Below are 19,602 nucleotides of genomic sequence, written 5' to 3' on the forward strand. Positions count from 1 at the left end.
TCGAATGATCTGTGCTCAGGCGATCTGCTGCAACACTGGGCCGCGATGCGGCGGGCAGGTCAGTAGCAGTTGTTGGTGCCCGGAATGATGCACGAGCCGCCGCCCGCAACCGCGCCGATAAGCGCTCCTTGCGTGCGCGAGCCGCCGGTTGCGCCTGCGACGAGGGCACCGGTTGCAGCACCACCGACGGTGCGCACGGCTGCGCTGTTGAGTGGCGATGAATTGCCATAGCCGCCCTGCTGAACGCAGCCAGCAAGCGAGAGGGCAAGAAGAGATGCGATGATAGTGTGTTTCGTAACCATTTGTGACTGCCTCGTGTCAGGGTTTTTATTAACGCTGACTCTACTGCATCCATGGCGCTGGAAAAGGGGAATTTTCTGCACCCTGCCCCATCGGCAAGGCTTTGCCGGTGGCGAAAGGACGGTCCGGCCCCGAAAGGACCGGACCGCAAGGCAAAAGAAAGGGTCGTCATGTGGAAGCCGGACCGGGCAGGAAAGCCCCGGGCCGGATACCCGGCAAGGTGCCGGGTGTCCGCGTTGAAATCAAACGCAATTCCGCCGCATGCCGCGCAATGCGCGGGCCTTTGCCAGAGCGGCCGAAAGGTCGGCGGAAGGGCGCGCATCAATCGTCATCCCCATCGTCTTCATCATCCCACATCACGTCTTCGGCATCGGCTGCGAAAACGGCCGGGAAAGACACTTGCGCGATCTTTACGTTTACCCGCAGCAGGGCGTCATAGCTTTCCGGATCGAAGGGATCTTCGGCGGGAATGACCTCGCGCCCCAACAGCCATGACAGGCGACCGGCGTCCAGATTTCCCCGTTCGAACGGTTCTTCGCCAAAGCATTGCCAAAGCGCGGCCATGAAGCCTTCATCCGCCTTGCGGTCAGCCAGCTTGCGGTCGCGATAGCGTTCGCGCTTGATCAGCTTGGCTGGGCCATCCTTTTTATTGGCGCGGCGGATGGTGAACTGAAAATCAGTGCCCGGAAGGCGGCCGGGAAAGCCGCGGTGTTTCAGCATGAGGTGCCCCCTGTGAATGGATGGGCACAGCCATAGGCGCAAGCGGGCAGAACGCCAAGGGGCGCTGCGGCAAAGAGCCGGGGGGTGGCGTGAACCTGTTCAGGGAAAAGCCCGGAAAAGACTGCGCGCTGCAAGGCAGTGCCGCGTGACCGTGGGGCTGAATTTGCGCGGAGGCGCGGGGCAGGCAAAGGGTGAAGGGATGGGGCGGGCCTGGCCAAAAAACCTTTGGCAGCCCGCCCGACCGACTTATTTGTATTTGCCGGTGTAGACAGGCTCAGACGAAACTGGCTGGTCCACATAAACGACTTCAGATTCTTTGGGGGCACAGGCAGCAGCAAAGGCCACAACACATAGCGCCAGGAAAGTTTTCGTGCTCTTCGACATCCTCGTCTCCTATATTCTTGGAAGGTTGCATCGGGATATCCGATAGCACACCGTTCATCTGAGGCAAAGGCCGCTTGGGTCCGGCCTGCTACGACTGTAGCGGATTGCCGCCACGTTTGACATGGGGTCTGCGCCAAGTTTGGCGCCTGTGACTCTGCTACATCAGGAGCGGTTTCGGGCACCTGGACCGCAACCATATCTTGTGGGATCATCAGAACATCTCCCATATGCAGTGGCCATCCTGATGGCTGAAGGATTCAAAAAACTGCGTCGCCTCGGGCGCGCTTTCGCCGAAGGGCAGCGCCTTATCGGACAGCGAGATGATGATCTGGGTCGGCTGCGGGCCAAAGTCGGCCAGCCTTGGCAGGGCATAGGTCTGGCACAGATGAACAATGTCGCCAGCCGCCACCTCATAGGCCACGGAACCGCTGTCGCGCGCGATCTGCGGGGCCACAAAGCGGAAGCGCACGGCAAGCCCTTCGGGACCGGGGGCGTTCCAGATCACATCCTGCAGCACCACCGGCTGGCCCGAGGGCACCGGAATAAACTCCGCCTCCGCGCCTGTCGGACCGGCCGGTTGGGCAACCGGGTCAGTCATGCCTGCCCCGCCCTGCCGTGCCGGAATTTGCCCCACTGATATGTGCCACTGATCCACCCCTTTGCCCTGCCGTGTTCAAAGGGGAATGTTATCGTGCTTTTTCCACGGGTTCGCCAACTTCTTCGTGCGCAGCGAAGCAAAGGCGCGGCAAATGCGGCGGCGGGTCGACGACGGCATGATCACCTCGTCGATAAAGCCCTTTTCAGCGGTCACGAACGGGTTGGCAAAGCGGTCCTCATAGTCGCGCACACGGGCGGCGATCTTGTCCTTGTCGCCAAGTTCGCTGCGATACAGAATTTCCACCGCGCCCTTGGCCCCCATCACCGCGATTTCGGCGGTGGGCCAGGCATAGTTGAAATCGCCGCGCAGATGCTTGGACGCCATCACCACATAGGCCCCGCCATAGGCCTTGCGGGTGATGACGGTGACCTTGGGCACCGTCGCCTCGCCATAGGCGAACAGCAGCTTTGCGCCATGCTTGATCACGCCGCTATGTTCCTGGCTGGTGCCGGGCATGAAGCCGGGCACATCGACCAGGGTCAGGATCGGGATTTCGAAGGCATCGCAGAACCGCACGAACCGCGCGGCCTTGCGACTGGAATCGATATCCAGACACCCGGCCAGCACCATGGGCTGGTTGGCCACCACGCCAACCGACTGGCCTTCCAGCCGAATGAATCCAGTGATGATATTGGCGGCATAGGCGGCCTGAATCTCAAAGAAATCGCCTTCATCCGCGATCTTGGCAATCAGCTCTTTCATGTCATAGGGTTGGTTCGGGTTGTCGGGGATCAACGTATCAAGGCTTTTGTCCACCCGCGCCGGATCATCAAAGAAAGGGCGGACCGGAGCCTTTTCGCGGTTGTTCAACGGCAGAAAGTCAATGAGGCGACGTGTTTCGGCCAAAGCCTCGACATCGTTTTCAAAGGCTCCGTCGACGACCCCGGATTTCTTGGTATGGGTGGCGGCACCGCCCAGGTCTTCCGCCGTGACCATTTCATTGGTGACCGTTTTCACCACATCAGGGCCGGTGACAAACATGTAGCTGGAGTCTTTGACCATAAAGATGAAATCAGTCATCGCAGGGGAATAGACCGCCCCCCCGGCGCAAGGCCCCATGATCAGGCTGATCTGCGGCACCACGCCGCTCGCCATGATATTGCGCTGAAACACCTCGCCATAGGCAGCAAGGCTTGCGACGCCTTCCTGAATCCGGGCCCCACCGGAATCGTTCATGCCGATGACCGGTGCACCGTTCTGGATCGCCATATCCATGATTTTGCAGATCTTGGCGGCATGGGTTTCAGAAACCGAGCCGCCCATCACGGTGAAATCCTGCGAAAACACATAGACCATGCGGCCATTCACCGTGCCCCAGCCGGTGACCACGCCATCGCCTGCGGGGCGGTCTTCCTGCATGTCAAAATCAGTGCAGCGATGGGCGACGAACATGTCGAACTCTTCAAAGCTGCCCTCGTCCAGCAGCAGGTCGATGCGTTCGCGGGCGGTCAGCTTGCCCTTGGCATGCTGCGCGTCAATCCGGCGCGGCCCACCCCCCTGACGTGCGGTGTCGCGGCGGCTTTCGAGCTGGGCCAGAATATCCTTCATCACGAGTCCCCCCTAGGATCTGCGCGAAGCATAGGGGGCAATGCTGCAGGCGCAAAGCAGAATTGGGAAAATTTGCATAATTTGCGGCAACGAACTTTTGCGAATTGCAAATTTGAATAATCAGCGGGATTTGCGCGGTGATGTTTGTGTCGGACCTGCCACGGTACCGGACGATAAAACCGATCAACATGCCGAACAGCAGGGGAGGGCCGAAGCTCAGCCATTCGCAGGCGGAGACGCCCCTTCTAACCTGAAAAGATCTCGCACAGGCGCTTGGTATCCATTGCGGGACAGATGCGACCGGCCGGTTTGACCGTTTCCACGTCCTCTCCCGCGACGAGGGCGTTGATCACCGCTTCCTCGATGGCCTCGACGGCGGCCAGATACAGCGGGTCAAGACGCTCAATGTTCAGTTCTTGTTTGGTCAGCATGGCTGGCGCGCATTGGGGCATCGGACCCTGGTTGGCGGTCGAGAAGGCCAGAAAGATGTCACCCGAGTTGTTGCCGCCGGGCGTGCCGCCGCGGCCGATCCCGATGGCTGCACGTTTGGCCAGTTGTCGCAGGGACAGACCGGACAATGGCGCATCGGTGGCAAGGATGACGATGATCGACCCCATTTCGGCAGACTGCAGCGCGCCGTCCGGCATAAGGTGACCGATGGGGCGGCCCAGTATTGTCAGCCAGGGCCGGATGCCATGGTTCGCCTGCACGAGCGCCGCAACGGTGTAGGCCTGCCCGCTGATGGGAACCCGGCGGGACGAGGTTCCGGTGCCGCCCTTGAACTCGTAGGCAATCATGCCGTTGCCGCCGCCTGTCGAGCCTTCGGCAACTGGTCCCGACGTGCGGGCGCTCAAGGCCGCGATCGCATGGTCGGGCGTAACATGCAGCGCGTTGATGTCGTTCAGCACGCCGTCATAGGTTTCGGCCACAACCGGCATCGCCCAGGCGTGTTCCTTGCGGAAGTAATCGGCGTAGTGGTCGATCATCCACCGCGTCGCCCCGTGATGTGCCGCACCGACACCGTGGGTGTTGGTGATCAGAATCGGTCCCATGAAATAGCCCGCATCGTTGATCCAGTGTGAGCCGGTCATTTCGCCATTGCCGTTCAGGGCGTATTGCCCGGCCCAGACTGGCTGCGGCGTGGTGCCGGGGCGCGGCAAGATGGCGGTGACACCGGTACGCATCTTCCGTGCCGGATCGGTCAGGGTGCAAAAGCCGACCTCTACCCCCGGCACATCGGTGATGGCGTTGAAGCGTCCCGGCGTGCCGGGGAAGGGCAGTCCGAGGTCGCGGGCGCGGGGCTTTGGGGCGGCGGTCATATCAGTCAATCTTTCTGGAACGCAGCCACAGGCCAAGAGCGGCAATGATCACCGATGCAAGAATGATCAGCGTGGCAATGGCATTGATCTCGGGCTTTACGCCCCGTCGGATCATGCCGAAGATGAAAACCGGCAGGGTCGTGTCCCCGACGCCGGAAATGAAATAGGTGATCACCAGATCATCCATCGAAATGACAAAGGCCAGAAGCGCCCCACCCATGATGCCGGGGGCAAGCTGGGGCAACAGCACCTTGCGCAGGGTCGTCCACTCGCTGGCGCCAAGATCCGCTGACGCCTCTTCCAGCGCGGGGTCAAGGCCCGCCATGCGGGCCTGCACGATGATGAAGACGTAGGACGTCAGAAAGGTGCAGTGCCCGATGATGATGGTCAGAAGCGACAACTGCATTCCCAGCGTCACGAAAAAGATCAACAGGCCAATGCCCAGCACGATGTCGGGCATCATCATTGGCATCATCAGAAACCCGTTATAAGCCCCCCGCCCCCGGAACCGGTAACGGGCCAGCGCGATCGCGGTGGCGGTACCGATCACCGTCGAGATCGTGGTTGTGAACAGCGCCACGGTCAGCGAGGTGCGCAGCGCCGCCAGCATCTGGTCGGTGCTTTCGATATAGGCGGCACGGTTGCCCACGCCGGTCGCGCGGTCCGACAGGCCGAAAAGCCCAGTGTACCAGTCAAACGTGAAGCCTTCCCAGATCATCATGTTGACCGGGTTCGAATTAAAGGAATACCCGATGATCACGAAGAGCGGCGCATAGATAAAGGTGAAAAACAGCAGCGAGAAGGCGGTCAGGGCGACCCATCCCCAAGGGTTACGCATGGCCGCCCACCTTTCTTGCCCGCGCGACGGCAATCAGCAGAACCGTCAGGACGACCGCCATGATGATCATTGAAAGCGCCGACCCAAAGGGCCAGTTGCGTGACGACAGGAACTGTTGTTCGACCAGATTTCCGACCATCAACCCCTTCGCCCCGCCCAGCACATCCGGCACGATGAAATTGCCGACCGAAGGGATGAAGACGATCACCGCGCCGCCCAGAATGCCCGGCAGGGTCTGCGGCAGGATGACCTTGACCAAGGTCTGGATCCGGTTGGCACCAAGATCGAGCGACGCCTCGACCTGCGCACGGTCAAGGTTATCAACCGAAGCATAGAGCGGCAGAAACATGAAGGGGATCATGACATAGACCATGCCCAGCACCACCGCCGTCGGGGTGTAAAGAATTTCCAGCGGCTGCCCGATCAGTCCAAGGTTCATCAGAACCGTGTTGAAAAGGCCCGTCGGCTTCAGGATCAGCAGCCAGGCGTAAAGCCGCACGATCAGGCTGGAAAAAAACGGCAGGGTGATCAGGAACAGGAACACCAGCCGCCAGCGGTCCGGCAGGCCGCTGACCCAGAAGGCCACCGGATAGCACAGGATCAGCGTCACGATCACCGTCAGCGCAGCAAAGATCAGCGACCGCAGCAGAATGCGCAGGTAGATCGGCTCGTAAACCTCCATGATCCCGTCTGCCCAGCCGAAGATGCGACCGTAATTCCAGTGATAGAAGGCCCATTCAACCCCGCCATAAAGACCCGGCGTCAGAAACGAGAAGACCGCGATGATAAGCAGCGGCAGCACGAAGAACACGCCGAGGAACAGCGTGACCGGCGCAAGCAAGGCCCCAAGGATCACCGATTGGCGGCGCAGGGCCATCAGGCATCCTCCAGCACATGCACGCGGGCCGGATCATGGGCAAGATGCAGGCGCGTACCTTCGCCAACCCCCAGACCGTCTCGGATGGCAACGCTTATATCCGGCCCCCCTGCCTCTGGCGCAACGCTCAGATGCAGGTCAGACCCAAGATAAACCGCGCGGGTGACAGTGCCGGGTATACCTTGCGCCGCGATGGTAAAGTCGGCGGGCCGCAGGATCGCAGTCAGCCGTTCACCGGCCTTGCGGCCATCCGCGGGCAGCAACACCTCCACCCCTTCGGCCGTGCGGGCCAGGGCGGTGTCGCCCTCCAGCCGGTCCACGGTCACGGCAAAAAGGTTGGTCTCGCCGATGAACTCGGCCACAAAGCGGTTGCGGGGATGGCGATAGATGTCGCGCGGGGTGCCGATCTGTTCGATCGCTCCGGCGCGCATGACCACGATCCGGTCGGACATGGTCAAGGCCTCTTCCTGATCATGGGTCACAAAGATGAAGGCGATGCCAAGCCGGTGTTGCAGGTTCTTGAGTTCGATCTGCATCTGCTGGCGCAGATTGCGGTCGAGCGCAGAAAGGGGTTCGTCCAGAAGCAACAGCTTGGGCTTGGCGATGATGGCGCGGGCCAGTGCCACACGCTGGCGCTGCCCCCCCGAAAGCTGGCTGGGCCTGCGCGTTCCCATGCCGGCAAGGCCCACCTTTTCCAGCGTTTCGGCCACCTCCACGTCACGCTGCGCCTTTGCCACGCCCGCCACTTCCAGCGCATAGCCCACGTTGCGCGCCACAGTTATGTGGCCAAAGAGGGCGTAGCTTTGAAAGACGGTGTTCACCGGGCGGCGGAACGGGGGCAGCGCCGTCAGGTCCGCGCCCCCAAGCTGTATCGTGCCACTGTCCAGCATCTCGAACCCCGAAATGGCGCGCAAAAGCGTGGTCTTGCCGCAGCCGGATGGCCCCAGAAGCGTCACGAACTCGTTTGCGCCGACGTCAAGATCGACGCCATCGAGTGCGCAGATCTTGCCGCCTTCGGGCGTCGCGAAGTCGCGCCGCGCCGCCCGGATTTCCAGAAGCGGTGCCATTTACTGCGCGGTGCGGATCGTGTTCCACGCGCGGTCATAAACCCGCAGCGCAGCGCCGATGTCCTCAAATATCTGCAGCCGTGCCATGGTTTCGGCGGGCACATTGATGTTTGGATTGGCTTTGATGAAGTCAGGCGTCAGCTCGTTTGCGGGCAGGTTCGGGGTGCCGTTGAACTGCTGGGCCACGTTCAAGGCCGCGATGTCGGGACGCAGATAGAATTCCATGAACGTCCGGGCGTTTTCCTTGTTCGGCGCACTGGCCAGAACGCAGATGTTTTCCTGATACATCGTGCCGCCTTCGGCGGGGATGATGTATTTGATGTTCGGCGTTTCGGTGAAGAACACGTTGCCGCCGACAAAGAACTGCCCGGCGGCAATGTCGCCCGAGGACAGGAGTGGTGGCACTTCGTAGGTAAAGGCCGAGATCGCGGCCTTGTGCGACAGCACATAATCGGTCGCCGCCTGCAGCTCGGCCGGATCGGCACTGTTGACCGACGCGCCGGTCATGATGCTGCCAATGGCGATGACCTCGCGCATGTCATCCAGCAGCGTGATCTTGGCTCCGGTCTTTTCCGGGACGGCAAAGAAATCGGCCCAGCCTGTGATGGGGCCGGTCACGTCTTCGTTGTAGAAAATGCCCACCGTGCCCCAGGCATAGGGCAGGCAGTATTCCGAAGCCGGGTCTTCCTTGGCACGCAGGAATGTAGGGTCGATGCGCGCAAAGTCCGGATGCGCGTTGATCCCGGTCTTTTCCAGCAGGTTCAGCTTGATCATGATGTCGTTCATGTGGACGGACGGGAACACAATGTCATAGCCCGTCGCACCTGCCTGAATCTTGGCCAGCATTTCCTCGTTCGAGGAATACGTGTCCAGGGTCACGGCGATGCCGGTTTCTTTGGTGAACGCCGTCAGCACGTCGGGGTTGATGTAGTCACCCCAGTTATACAGCGCCAACGACCCTTCCGCGCCCGCTGCACCCGCCAAAAGCGAAACGGATATCGCAAGACCTGTCACTTTGGTATTCATCGCATATCTCCCTGGTGCTGCCTCTTTGCGTCGGCGCATCGGATTTGTTTGCGGCGGCGACTCGGGCGTGTTAAATTATGACAGAAGGCTAACATTCACAAATAATGCTGTAAACATTGTCATGCACGAAGCGGCCCAAGATCCCGACGAAACCGCACTTGCCGCAAGATTGCGCAGTGTGCAGGCTGATCTGACCAAATCCGAGGCGATGATCGCCCAGTGGCTGCTGTTGAATGAGGCGACGCTGCCGATGGAAACCGGCGCATCCCTTGCTGCCAAGACCGGGGTCAGCGAGATCACCGTCAGCCGGTTCCTGCGCCGGATCGGCTTTCGCGGCATGGCCGAGCTGAAAGCCGAGATCGGCTCGCCTGCGGCCCGGATGCACCTGCATGCGGCAGACCGCTACATGCGGCTGCTGGAAGGAGAGCTTGGCACCCTGTTGCGGCGGGATGCCGATGCCATCCTCAGCCTCGGGGCTCAGATCGGGCGGAGCGAATGGGACGCGGCGATCACGGCGATAGACAGCGCCGACGAAGTTTTCGTCACCGGATTTCAGACGGTGCGGGGCCTGGCCGAGGACTTTGCGCGGCGCCTTGGCATCGTGCGCGGATCTGTCAGGTATGTATCGGCCCATGATGGCGGGCTGGTTGAATGGGTTCCGTCGCGCCGCAGAGACGGCGAGGCAAGGACGCTGGTCCTGGTGGATATGGTTCCCTACGCGCGTGAGGCTGAAATCGTGGTGCGCATGGCGCGAGGCCTTGGCATGGAGGTGGTGGTGATCACGGACGAGCTCAACACCTGGGCGCAGGCGCACACGCCTCTTGTCTTTCACGCTTCCACCAAGGCCGGCGCATTTCTGGAAAGCACCGGCCCGCTGGCCACACTTTTGAATCTGGTCACCCATGCTGTGGCAGCGCGAGACCCGGACAAGGTCCGGCAGCGCATATCTGCATGGCCTGCCGTCCTGCGGGATCTGGGGCTTTACTGACAAGGTGGCTTTGTGTGAAGCCGCATGCGTTGCAGGTTTCAGTCATTTTCGCCCCGGCCCCCCCCAAAAAGTCAGAGGCAGGGTCGCCGGTCGCAAGGGGCCGAAGGCCGCGTGCGGAATGACGGATGAAACGGCATGCCGCCCCAGAGTTCAAAGGCCGACGCTTGCTGCCACAGTGTCCGCATCTTTGAAGGCAGACTCCAGTCAATTGAAACGGGCCTTCGGAAAGGCCTGCGGTTGATCACGCCGCAAAGATGTCAGCAACGCCTCGCGGATCTCGCAGCGTAGATCAAAGGCAAAACTGGCCGACCGGGCACTGGCCACAACCCGCACCTCCACCTGCGTTGCGGTAAAATCGGTAACCTGCACGACAAAACCGGCCTCCCTTTGGCCGTTTCCCGGTTCCCACTCTTGTCTGTCAATGTCCGCTCATCACAGGGTCGCCATGCCTGAGGTCGAGATCTATCAGTCTTCGCCCGGCGGGCGCAGATGAGCCACTTCTGCCGGGGTGATCGGGTCAGGGTAGTCGTTCCCGAAATGGGTCCGCACATAGTTCGTGACAGCGGCGACCTGCGCATCCGACATCATCGGCCCGAACCGCGGCATTCCGTGATACCCGGTCAGGATGACCCCGGCGAGAAAGTGCCGCGAGTTCAGTTTGGGGTTGCCAGCCAAGGGCGGGTGCGCGCCCGCACCCGCATCGCCCGTGCCGTCTTCCATATGGCAGGCCTGACAGGTGGTCTGATACAGCGCCGCGCCATCCGTCTGCGTGAAGTGGTCCGGGCTTTCGGAAAATCGCTGCAGAAGAGCGTCCAGCGCGGCGCCGGGTTGCGGTTGCGCCGTGGGCGCGCTGTCCTGTGCCGTCGCATTTGTGACCGCAAGGCAAAGGAAAACGCCAGTACAAAGGATTGTGCGGAGCATCACGCATTCTCCCTTTGATCCAGACGCTTGATCGCATCCAGCGCCGACAGCAGCGCCCCTTCCAGCCATGCCGGAATGTGCGAGCAGTGCTCGCCCGCCAGCACCAGCCGATTGTCGATCTCGCACAAGGTCTTGTAGTGCGTGTCGCGCAGGTCGTCGGTCCATTGGCCATAGCAGCCAAGCGACCAATCGACCCGGTGCCAGACCCAGGATGTGCCGGACATGAATTCGGCATCATATTGCGGATGAATCTGCCGGCCAAAGGCAAGGGCGGCGTCGATCCGTTCCTGTGGGGTCATGCTGGACCACGAATAGGTAAAGTTCCGCCCCCCCGTGGCCGTATCATAGGCGGCCTGCAGAACGGCAGGGCCCTCGCTCAGGAATCCGTAGCTGGGATAGGCGATCTGCACCAGTGGCAGGTCGGTATAGCTGACCCCGCCCATGATCTGGTCATCTTGTTCCCAGAACCGGCGCCGGAATTCCAATGCGACCTTGAAGGCCGATGCATAGGGGACCGCCCCGATCGCCTGACGCATCTCGTCCGAGCAATCGACCTCAAGCTGCACCAGCACCGACAGCGGAATCGTGCAGATGCACCAGTCTGCGGTTTCCTCCTGCACCAAGCCGCGATTGCCATCCTCATAGGTGACGGTCACGCCGCCATCACCCTGCGCAATGCGGGTGACACGGGCGTTGAACTGGATCACATCTGACACTTCGCGCGCAAAAGCGTCGGTGATCGCATCCATGCCCCCCACCGGCTCGAACATCGGCGGCTCGAAGGAATAGCTGTTGAAATTGAAAAGCTGGTTCCACAGACCCGATTGCAACAAGGGGGACAGATCAATTGGTTGCGATGGCGATTTCTCGGCCATCAGCCCGCCACCCGGGCGGGTATCCCAGCCGCGCACGCCGCCCAGATCATTGCTGGCGCGATAGCGGTGGTGGCGGTCCAGAACGCCCCAGTCCCGCAGCCCCTCCAGCAGCTTGTCGCGATCTTCGGCGCTGACCGTTTCGTCAAGACTGCCCTGATGCAGCGATTTCGCCAGAAGCTCCGATACATGGCCCCGCATGTCTTTTTCGACATGGCCGATCCGCTGTGGCTTGCCGTCAAAGGCGCGCGACGAATGCAGGTACGCCCGGTTGTTCTTGATGATGAACGGCTGCAGCGGCACGCCCAGCTTGCGGCAATAGTCGAACACCGCACGATGATGCACCGGCAAACGCCATGGGCCGGGGTTGAAGAACCCGTCGCCTTCGAAATCACAGGTGATTTCATGGCCACCCATCTCGGTATGGCGATCACCGCCCCGGATGGTCAGACAGCGCCCGCCGTGCCGGTTCTGATATTCCAGGATCTTCACCTCATATCCCGCCCGACGCATCTCATACGCCGCCGCCATGCCCGCGATCCCCGCGCCAAGGATCAGCACGCGCCGCCCTTGGCGCGGGCCTTGCAGCCCGGGTTCGGCCGTGTAGCCGGATTCGGCGGCGAACCCCAGACTGGTCATCGCCTGATACATCGCCCCCGCCCCGGCGACCTGCCCGATCATGGCCAGCAACTGGCGACGCGTGGGGGTATAAGGTATCTTGGTCATGATCTTGGTCCTCCTGCCGTTCTGGCGCGCTGCCGCCGTGCCACCACCCACCAGACAAGCAACGTCAGAACCAGCCCCGCCCCGGCCAAGCCGACCCAAGCCAGTATCTGCAGCAGACGCAGCGGCGCGGGCATCTCGGTTTCGGGCGACACAACAAGCCTGACATCCTGCGCCGTCACGGCGCTGTCCGGACGCCCGCCAAAGGTGGTTCGGGTATAGTTGGCCAGCAGGGCGATCTCGTCGGCGCCCAACTCATCGGCAAAGCCCGGCATGGCGGGGGCGCGGTACAATTTGCCCGGCTCCACGCCATACAAAAGCACCTGCAAAAGATTGGTCGGGTCGGTGCGGCGCAGCGCGGCATTCTGGATCAGCGGCGGGTAGAAGGCTTGCGGCTGCCCTTGCCCGGTGACGCCATGGCAGGCAGCGCAGTGACCGACATACAACCGTTCCGGCTCTGACAGGTCCGTCCGCGCCAGCGCCGTCACCAACTCTTTACGGATCTGGCTAAAGCGGTGCTGCGGGTTGGCACGCTCGGCCTCGGACGGGATGATGGGGATGTCCTGCACCCCGCTGGTGATGGCGGGAAGTGTCCGCAGGTAGGCGGCAATGGCCACAAGGTCGCCCTCCTCCAGATGGCTTGTGCTATGCCGCACCACGTCGGCCATCGGCCCGGCAGCCTGAACGACATTGCCGGCAAATCCGGTGCGCAGATAGTCCACCATATCCTTTTCAGACCAGACGCCGACACCTGTCACCGCGTCCGGCGTCAGGTTCGGGGCAAGCCAGCCCGCCATTTCCTCACCTGAAAGGTAGCTGTCATCCTGCACGGCAAAAAAGTCGTTGCGGGGCGTGTGGCATTCGCCGCAATGGCCCAGATGATTGACAAGGTAGGCTCCACGGCTCAGCACCGGGTCGTCGGCGGGCGGCAGGTCGCGGTCGGTCAGGTACAGCCAGTTCCACGCCATAACTCCGGTGCGGATGTTGAACGGAAACGGCAGATCGGTTTCCTGTTCAGGCGGCTCGTCGACCGGGTCCTGATCCTGTAGCCACGCGTGAAGCGCGTCAATATCGGGGTCGGTCATGCCCCGGTATGAGGCATAGGGCATGGCTGGATAAAGGCGCCGGTCGGGGGCGACACCGCGGCGCAGCACCCGCTCCAGATCATCCCGACTGTAGCCGCCGATGCCATATTGGTCCGATGGACTGATGTTGCTTGCAACGATCGTGCCCATCGGGGTTTCAACCTGGTACCCACCGGAAAGATCTTCCTGATGGCAAGACATGCACCCCGCCGCCCGCGCGACATATTCGCCGCGCGCGATCAGATCATCAGACGCGGCTTCGGTCTGCGCGACGGCCAGCGATGCACTCAAAGCGACAGGCAATGCGACCAAAGAGACCAGAAGCCGGTTATGAAACTGTGTTTCCGTGGTTCTGTCATTACCGATCTGTGTCATCATCAGAAAAATCCCCCCTGCCCCGCCAGACCCGGTGGCCCAACTTGGCGCAAATACACTGTGCGCAACCCAGGCGCGGCGCAGGTGCCTTTACGTGCAGCATTTTGCGCTTTGTCGGGCGTGCGTCACTTTGGTTAACCCTGTGCGGCGCAATTTGTTCCGGTCATGCATCCGGAACCGGGCCGATCAGCCGATTTCCGGGTTCAGGTCAATGCGCGCGCAAGACCCCGCTCTGGAACTGGGGCGTCACGGGCTAAGGCCGCGAGGGGCCGGTTTGCTTGCAGCAAAAGCGGCAAAGGTCGCGCTCTGCACTGCCACCGCAGGTCCACAGCCGACGGCACAGAGCCCTGAGTCTGGCCAATGGATGCATCTTCAAGTCCGTCCGCGCGCAGCAAGATGCGCCGTCAGGGCGCGCACATTCGGCGCGATCTCATCACCCTGCAACGGTGGCGTCGGGCAGGATCGCATCACCTGCCGGCACAACAGGCCGCAGTCCCGAAGCCTCAGGCCAGCGCCAGAACCGGACCGTCAAGCAGGCGCATCAGATCGCCGAAATAGCCCCCGGACCGGGCGGCCTGCGTCGGGTCTGATGTGATGGCAACGGCAAGCGACCGCGCGGGATGGCTTGCGATGATCTGGCCGCCATACCCGCGCGCGATGACCCAGCCGGAAGCGCTGATGAACCAGCCCAGACCATAGCCCAGCCCGGAATAGGGCGAGGCGGTCTGCGCCACCTGCGAGGCGCTGACCCAGTCCGCATCGATCACCTGCGCGCCATCATAAAGCCCGCCATCGCGCATCATCAGCGCCACGCGCAGCATCGCCTCTGGCGACAGCGCCATTTCATTGCCGCCAAAGTAATAGCCCTGCGGATCGCGGGTCCACGACGCCACATCAATGTCCAGCGGCGCCCCCAGCCTTTCGCGCGCAAGTGCGCGCAGGCTTTTGCCGGTTGCCACGGCAATGGCCGCCCCCAGCACATGGGTGGTGCCGGTCGAATAGATCATCCGCCCGCCCTTCGGCGCAATCCGGGGCTGGCGCAGGGCATAGGCAACCCAGTTCGACGACCCGACCCAGGCCCCGTAGCTGCCGCCCGAGGTGCCCTGCAGCCCGGCACGCAGGGTCACCAGATCTTCCATCGTCAGATCGGCCACCCCTTCGGTCGCATCAGCGGGGATCAGGCGCGGGGCCACATCGCCCAGACGAGCGTCCAACCCGGCAATCTCGCCCCGCGCAAGGGCGGTGCCAAGCAGCAGCGCCAGAATGCTTTTGGAACAGGATTTGATGTTGGCAGCCGCCGTCAGCCCCCGGCCCCGCGGCGCTTCGGCCAGCAGTTGCTCATCGCCGCGCTGGACCAGAATGGCGTGCAGTTGTGGCAACCCGGTGGCAGTGTCACGCAAGTCGGACAACGTTGGTGCCTGCGCCCGCAACAGCGCAGGCGCGCACTGGGCACCGGCACAGACCAGAGAGGCGGAAAACTGACGACGAGAGAGCATGTGGCCTCGGGCTTGCGCAGGAACTGGCAGTCGCACTTGACATTGGGCAAACACCGCCGAAAACGCAAAGCACGTGCGTTCACAAGGCCGGGATCGCGGGGCCACAGCCGGATATGGCAGCCCGAAACCAGATCGGCTAACGCTCCGGACAACGTCGATTTTCCCGATCAGGCCCCCCAACCATGCCCTTGCCGCTTTCCGTTCCGGGGCTGACCATCGGCCTGTTGCTGCTGTCGAATATCTTCATGACGTTTGCCTGGTATGGCCATCTGAAGTTCAAGGACACCCCGATCATCGCGGTGATCTTCATCAGCTGGAGGATCACCTTCTTTGAATATGTGCTGATGGTGCCCGCCAACCGCATCGGCCATGGGCAGTTCAGCGCGGCCGAGCTTAAGACCATTCAGGAAGTGATTACGCTGTCGGTTTTTGCCGTGTTTTCGGTGTTTTACCTAAAGGAGCCGCTCAGCTGGAACCATCTTCTGGGCTTTGCGTTCATCGGGCTGGGAGCATTTTTCATTTTTCACAAATGGGCGTAGACGCACAACTCGCCCTGCCCGAACGGCATGGACAGGGTGCGTAGGCCCGTCTAGCAAGGCGATATGGCTGACAGCACATTTTTGAACCGCGGTACACCGCCGCATATCGCGACCCTGATCTTGCTTGCCGGGCTTTCCGCCCTGACCATGAACATCTTCCTGCCATCTCTGCCCGGAATGGCGGCGTGGTTCGAGGTGCCCTATGCGCTGATGCAGTTGTCAGTGGCGCTGTATCTGGGTCTGTCGGCGGTGTTGCAGATTCTGATCGGGCCGATTTCCGACCGCTACGGGCGGCGCAAGGTGCTGCTCTGGTCGCTGGTCCTGTTCCTGATTGCCACCGTGGGCACGCTGCTGGCACCGAATGCGACCGCGTTTCTGGTGTTCCGCATGGCGCAGGCGGTGATTGCGGCGGGCATGGTGCTGAGCCGCGCCGTGGTGCGCGACATGGTGCCCGATGATGCGCAGGCCGCCAGCATGATCGGCTATGTCACCATGGGCATGAGCATCGTGCCGATGATCGGCCCGGTCATCGGCGGCGTGCTGGAGGAAGCCATCGGCTGGCAGGCCAATTTCGGGCTGCTGCTGGTGCTGGGGCTGGTCACGCTGTGGCTGACATGGGCCGATCTGGGGGAAACCGCAACGATCCGCCCGGTCACCTTGGGCGCGCAGATGCGGCAATACCCGCAACTGCTGCGGTCGCAGCGGTTCTGGGGCTATGCGCTCTGCGCGGCCTTTGCGTCGGGGTCGTTCTTTGCCTACTTGGGGGGGGCACCCTACGTCGGGACCGAGGTATTCGGTCTGTCGGCATCGGGCGTGGGGGCGCTGTTTGCGCTGACGGCGGTGGGCTATGCGGCGGGCAACTTCGTGGCCGGTCGGTTTTCGGTGCGGATCGGGATGAACCGCATGGTGTTCATCGGCGCGCTGGTCACATTGGGCGGTCTGGGCACCCTTGCGGTGCTGACACTGGCGGGCCTGCATTCGGCCTTTGTGTTCTTTGGCTTCACCACCTTTGTCGGCTTTGGCAACGGCATGACCCTGCCCAATGCCAATGCCGGGTTGTTGTCGATCCAACCTGAACTCGCCGGCACCGCCTCGGGCTTGGGCGGGGCGATCATGATCGGTGGCGGCGCGGCGCTGGCAGCGCTTGCCGGGGCTTTGCTGGGGCCGGGCGCGTCCGAGACGCCGCTGGTACTTCTGATGCTGGCCTCTTCTGTCGGGGCGCTGCTGTCGATCCTTTGGGTGATGCGGCGGGCGCGGTCTTTGGGTCTGTCGGCCTGACCCCGTGGTGGCTTGACGGAACCTTTGCAAAGGCGACAATGGCTTTGCAAAGCGGGGGGACAGCATGGCAACGCAAAAGCTTTATGCCGGGGCAAAGCTGCGGGAAATCCGCGGGCGGCTGGGCCTGACGCAGAAACTGTTTGCCGACCGGCTGTCGGTATCCTTGCCCTACCTGAACCAGATGGAAAACAACCACCGCCCGGTCTCGGCCGGCGTGGTGCTGGCACTGGCGCAGGAATTTGGTCTGGATGTCACCGAACTGACGGTGGGCGAAAGCGAACGGCTGGTCAGCGACATGAAAGAGGCGCTGGCCGATCCGGTGTTCAGCGGGGCCAGCCCGCCGCTGGCCGATCTGCGGCTGGTGGCATCAAACGCGCCCGCTCTGGCCCGCACCCTGCTGGACCTGCATCGCGCTTACCGCCAGACCCATGAACGCCTGGCCTCGCTGGACGAAGCGCTGGGGCGTGAAGATGCAGCATTACGGCCGTCGCCCTGGGAAGAAGTGCGCGATTTCTTTCACTATTGCGACAATTACCTTGATGCGGTGGACCGCGCCGCAGAACATTTCATCACCGGCCCGCAGGGTCGCCGTGATGTGATCGCAGCCGCGCGCGAGGCACTGGACCGGCGCGGGATCAGCCTGCACTTCGGCGACACGGGCGCCATGCGCCGCTATGATCCGGCCACCCGGCAGTTGCACATCTCGGCCCGCAGCGCAGAGCCGACGCAGCGGTTTCAAGTGTTGCATCAGGTGGCGCTGCTCACCCAGAACGACCTGCTGGATGCCACACTGGACCTTGCGCGCTTTCACACGCCCGAGGCACGCGAGATCGCCAAGATCGGGCTGGCCAACTACTTCGCGGGGGCCGCCCTGCTGCCCTACCGCGCCTTTCTCGACGCGGCAGGCACCACCCGGCATGATCTGGAACGGCTGGCCGATCTGTTCGGGGCCAGCATCGAACAGGTCGCGCACCGGCTGTCCACCCTGCAACGCCCGGGGGCCAAGGGCATTCCGTTCTTTTTCGTGCGGGTCGATCAGGCAGGCACCATCACCAAACGCCATTCGGCCACCCGGCTGCAATTTGCGCGCTTCGGCGGGGCCTGTCCGCTGTGGAACGTGCATCAGGCTTTTGAAACCCCGGGCCGTTTCCTGCGTCAGCTGGCGGAAACGCCCGATGGCGTGCGCTACCTGTGCCTGTCGCGCGACGTGTCAAAACCGGGCGGCGCGTTCCACGCCCCGACCCGGCGCTATGCCATCGGGCTGGGCTGCGAGGTGCAGCACGCATCGGCGCTGGTCTATTCCGACGGGCTGGACCTGAAAGGCAGGTTCGAGCCCATCGGCATTTCCTGCCGGATCTGCGAACGCCCCGATTGCCACCAACGCTCGGTCCCGCCGCTGGAACGCCGGTTGCGCGTCAACCCCGACCGGCGCGATGTGCTGCCGTATGAGATCTTGTCCTGATCCGTGAAACGCCCGTGGCCGAGTTGGGTCAGGCGGCACCGCCCCCTGACCCGGCAAAGTCAGCCGTGACTGTCGGCACCATGCGCCAGATGATGCGCGATGTGGTCCTTGAGATGCAGGCGCTGACGGCGCAAGGCGGCCTCGGCCTCTTCCGACAGCGTGTCGACGCGGGTTTCGGCCCGGTGCACGGCGCGGTTGATGTCGGTGTATTGCACCAGCAATCCGGCAAAATGCGGATCTGCCAGTTTCAGCGCGTGAATCTTGTCGGTTTGACCCGGGAATTCCTCGGCCAGTTCGTGCGGGGTGTTGGACATCTGCGCCTCCTGTTGCTTGTGTCGGGGCCAGTTTAGCAAGGCAGCGCGCCGCGTGCCTTGACCCTGATCAAATCAACGGCGCGCGGGACGGAAGCCTGCGGCCCTTGCCTCGGCCTCGGTGCAGAACCATGCCTCGCCCTTGCGGGTGTCGATGCGGGTCGCGGCATAATCGCGCTGGCCGGGGCGGTGGTAGATGCGGCCTGACTGGCCGATGTTGCCCTTGATGGCACAACCGCCGGGGGCTGTCTGTGCGGCGGGGGCCACAGCGCGCCGGTGCGCTTCCGGCGTGGTCATCCGCCCTGCCCACAAGCCAAGGCCCGACGATCTGGCGGCAGCCTCGTCCCGGACATAGCGGTCGGAATAGCGCGGATAGGCCTGCGCCGCCCCGGCCAGCACCATCGCACGCGACAGGTCCATGCCGCCCGCCGTGCAGGTGGCGACCATACGGCCATAACGGTCGGTGTCTTCGCGCATGCAGGTTACTTTACGGTTGCCGATCGTGCGGGCCAGCATTTTGGCCGACCATGCGCCACAGTCCCAGCTTTGCCCCGCACGCACGCAGCTTTGCCCCCGCTCCGGTGCGTCGATGCCGAACAGGCGCACGCGCTGGCCCTGCAGGTCCAGCGTATCGCCGTCAATCACCCGCGCTGCGCCATCGCGGGTGACGGCAAGGGCGTGAGGGGCCAGCGAGAGGGCCAGCAGAACGAGAAGGGAACGAAAAATTAACATGGCCCAGAGTTCGGGCCATTCCCTCAGCGTCGCAAGCTAAAAGTTAACAGATGGTTAACGCGCGTTAAGCTTGTTGCCCGAAG

General features: G+C 62.6%; 20 protein-coding genes. 4 read left to right on the plus strand and 16 right to left on the minus strand.

Going from position 1 to position 19,602, the window contains the following annotated elements; translation table 11 throughout:
• Positions 1 to 59 precede the first annotated feature (59 nt).
• The 9 genes from EEB11_RS05545 to EEB11_RS05590 form a co-directional block, all read right to left on the minus strand.
• A complete protein-coding gene (locus EEB11_RS05545; protein WP_135429426.1) occupies positions 60 to 302 on the minus strand; it encodes a YMGG-like glycine zipper-containing protein in 243 nt (80 codons plus the stop codon).
• Between the two features lie 319 nt (positions 303 to 621).
• Positions 622 to 1,020 (minus strand): hypothetical protein, encoded by a 399-nt coding sequence (locus tag EEB11_RS05550; protein WP_135429427.1) that lies wholly within the window; start codon positions 1,018 to 1,020, stop codon positions 622 to 624.
• Positions 1,021 to 1,615: 595 nt separating this feature from the next.
• Positions 1,616 to 2,002 (minus strand): DUF6497 family protein, encoded by a 387-nt coding sequence (locus EEB11_RS05560; RefSeq protein WP_135429429.1) that lies wholly within the window; start codon positions 2,000 to 2,002, stop codon positions 1,616 to 1,618.
• Positions 2,003 to 2,077: 75 nt separating this feature from the next.
• Positions 2,078 to 3,610 (minus strand): acyl-CoA carboxylase subunit beta, encoded by a 1,533-nt coding sequence (locus tag EEB11_RS05565; protein ID WP_135429430.1) that lies wholly within the window; start codon positions 3,608 to 3,610, stop codon positions 2,078 to 2,080.
• A 245-nt stretch (positions 3,611 to 3,855) separates the two neighbouring features.
• Positions 3,856 to 4,929: a DmpA family aminopeptidase gene (locus tag EEB11_RS05570; protein ID WP_135429431.1), complete on the minus strand. Its 1,074-nt coding sequence runs from the start codon at positions 4,927 to 4,929 to the stop codon at positions 3,856 to 3,858.
• A gap of 1 nt (position 4,930) precedes the next feature.
• Positions 4,931 to 5,767, minus strand: a complete 837-nt coding sequence (locus tag EEB11_RS05575; RefSeq protein ID WP_135429432.1) for an ABC transporter permease — start codon at positions 5,765 to 5,767, stop codon at positions 4,931 to 4,933.
• Entirely contained in the window at positions 5,760 to 6,644 is an 885-nt protein-coding gene (locus EEB11_RS05580; protein ID WP_135429433.1) for an ABC transporter permease, read from the minus strand. The genes EEB11_RS05575 and EEB11_RS05580 overlap by 8 nt, the downstream gene beginning before the upstream one ends.
• Entirely contained in the window at positions 6,644 to 7,711 is a 1,068-nt protein-coding gene (locus EEB11_RS05585; protein ID WP_135429434.1) for an ABC transporter ATP-binding protein, read from the minus strand. Before EEB11_RS05585 ends, EEB11_RS05580 begins: the two co-directional genes overlap by 1 nt.
• Positions 7,712 to 8,737, minus strand: a complete 1,026-nt coding sequence (locus EEB11_RS05590) for a polyamine ABC transporter substrate-binding protein (RefSeq protein ID WP_135429435.1) — start codon at positions 8,735 to 8,737, stop codon at positions 7,712 to 7,714. It abuts the gene before it with no gap.
• Between the two features lie 121 nt (positions 8,738 to 8,858).
• On the opposite strand from EEB11_RS05590, the gene EEB11_RS05595 reads away from it, so the two are divergent.
• Positions 8,859 to 9,725 (plus strand): MurR/RpiR family transcriptional regulator, encoded by an 867-nt coding sequence (locus EEB11_RS05595; RefSeq protein WP_135429436.1) that lies wholly within the window; start codon positions 8,859 to 8,861, stop codon positions 9,723 to 9,725.
• Positions 9,726 to 9,929: 204 nt separating this feature from the next.
• On the opposite strand, the gene EEB11_RS19500 is transcribed toward EEB11_RS05595, so the two are convergent.
• The 5 genes from EEB11_RS19500 to EEB11_RS05615 all read right to left on the minus strand — a co-directional run bounded on the left by EEB11_RS19500 (position 9,930) and on the right by EEB11_RS05615 (position 15,197).
• Positions 9,930 to 10,094 (minus strand): hypothetical protein, encoded by a 165-nt coding sequence (locus EEB11_RS19500; protein ID WP_167852663.1) that lies wholly within the window; start codon positions 10,092 to 10,094, stop codon positions 9,930 to 9,932.
• 96 nt (positions 10,095 to 10,190) lie between these two features.
• The gene (locus EEB11_RS05600; protein WP_167852664.1) at positions 10,191 to 10,646 is read right to left on the minus strand and encodes a c-type cytochrome; all 456 of its coding nucleotides are present in this window, start codon (positions 10,644 to 10,646) and stop codon (positions 10,191 to 10,193) included.
• On the minus strand, positions 10,646 to 12,244 hold the full coding sequence (locus EEB11_RS05605; protein WP_135429438.1) for a flavin monoamine oxidase family protein: 1,599 nt from the start codon (positions 12,242 to 12,244) through the stop codon (positions 10,646 to 10,648). The genes EEB11_RS05600 and EEB11_RS05605 overlap by 1 nt, the downstream gene beginning before the upstream one ends.
• The gene (locus tag EEB11_RS05610; RefSeq protein ID WP_135429439.1) at positions 12,241 to 13,704 is read right to left on the minus strand and encodes a cytochrome c; all 1,464 of its coding nucleotides are present in this window, start codon (positions 13,702 to 13,704) and stop codon (positions 12,241 to 12,243) included. The genes EEB11_RS05605 and EEB11_RS05610 overlap by 4 nt, the downstream gene beginning before the upstream one ends.
• A gap of 500 nt (positions 13,705 to 14,204) precedes the next feature.
• A complete protein-coding gene (locus tag EEB11_RS05615) occupies positions 14,205 to 15,197 on the minus strand; it encodes a serine hydrolase domain-containing protein (protein ID WP_135429440.1) in 993 nt (330 codons plus the stop codon).
• Between the two features lie 182 nt (positions 15,198 to 15,379).
• On the opposite strand from EEB11_RS05615, the gene EEB11_RS05620 reads away from it, so the two are divergent.
• The 3 genes from EEB11_RS05620 to EEB11_RS05630 all read left to right on the plus strand — a co-directional run bounded on the left by EEB11_RS05620 (position 15,380) and on the right by EEB11_RS05630 (position 18,476).
• Positions 15,380 to 15,736: a DMT family protein gene (locus tag EEB11_RS05620; RefSeq protein ID WP_135429441.1), complete on the plus strand. Its 357-nt coding sequence runs from the start codon at positions 15,380 to 15,382 to the stop codon at positions 15,734 to 15,736.
• A gap of 63 nt (positions 15,737 to 15,799) precedes the next feature.
• Positions 15,800 to 17,014 carry a multidrug effflux MFS transporter gene (locus tag EEB11_RS05625; protein ID WP_135429442.1) on the plus strand — a complete coding sequence of 405 codons (1,215 nt, stop codon included), beginning with the start codon at positions 15,800 to 15,802 and terminating at the stop codon, positions 17,012 to 17,014.
• Between the two features lie 64 nt (positions 17,015 to 17,078).
• A complete protein-coding gene (locus tag EEB11_RS05630; protein WP_135429443.1) occupies positions 17,079 to 18,476 on the plus strand; it encodes a helix-turn-helix domain-containing protein in 1,398 nt (465 codons plus the stop codon).
• A 59-nt stretch (positions 18,477 to 18,535) separates the two neighbouring features.
• Here EEB11_RS05630 and EEB11_RS05635 read toward each other — a convergent pair whose 3' ends face one another.
• Positions 18,536 to 18,790, minus strand: coding sequence for an HP1242/YdcH family protein (locus tag EEB11_RS05635; RefSeq protein ID WP_135429444.1), 255 nt, complete (start codon positions 18,788 to 18,790; stop codon positions 18,536 to 18,538).
• Positions 18,791 to 18,862: 72 nt separating this feature from the next.
• Complete coding sequence (locus EEB11_RS05640) at positions 18,863 to 19,519, minus strand: thermonuclease family protein (RefSeq protein ID WP_135429445.1); 657 nt, start codon at positions 19,517 to 19,519, stop codon at positions 18,863 to 18,865.
• Between the last annotated feature and the right edge of the window lie 83 nt (positions 19,520 to 19,602).

Source organism: Pseudotabrizicola sediminis (assembly GCF_004745575.1).
Taxonomy (GTDB): domain Bacteria; phylum Pseudomonadota; class Alphaproteobacteria; order Rhodobacterales; family Rhodobacteraceae; genus Pseudotabrizicola; species Pseudotabrizicola sediminis.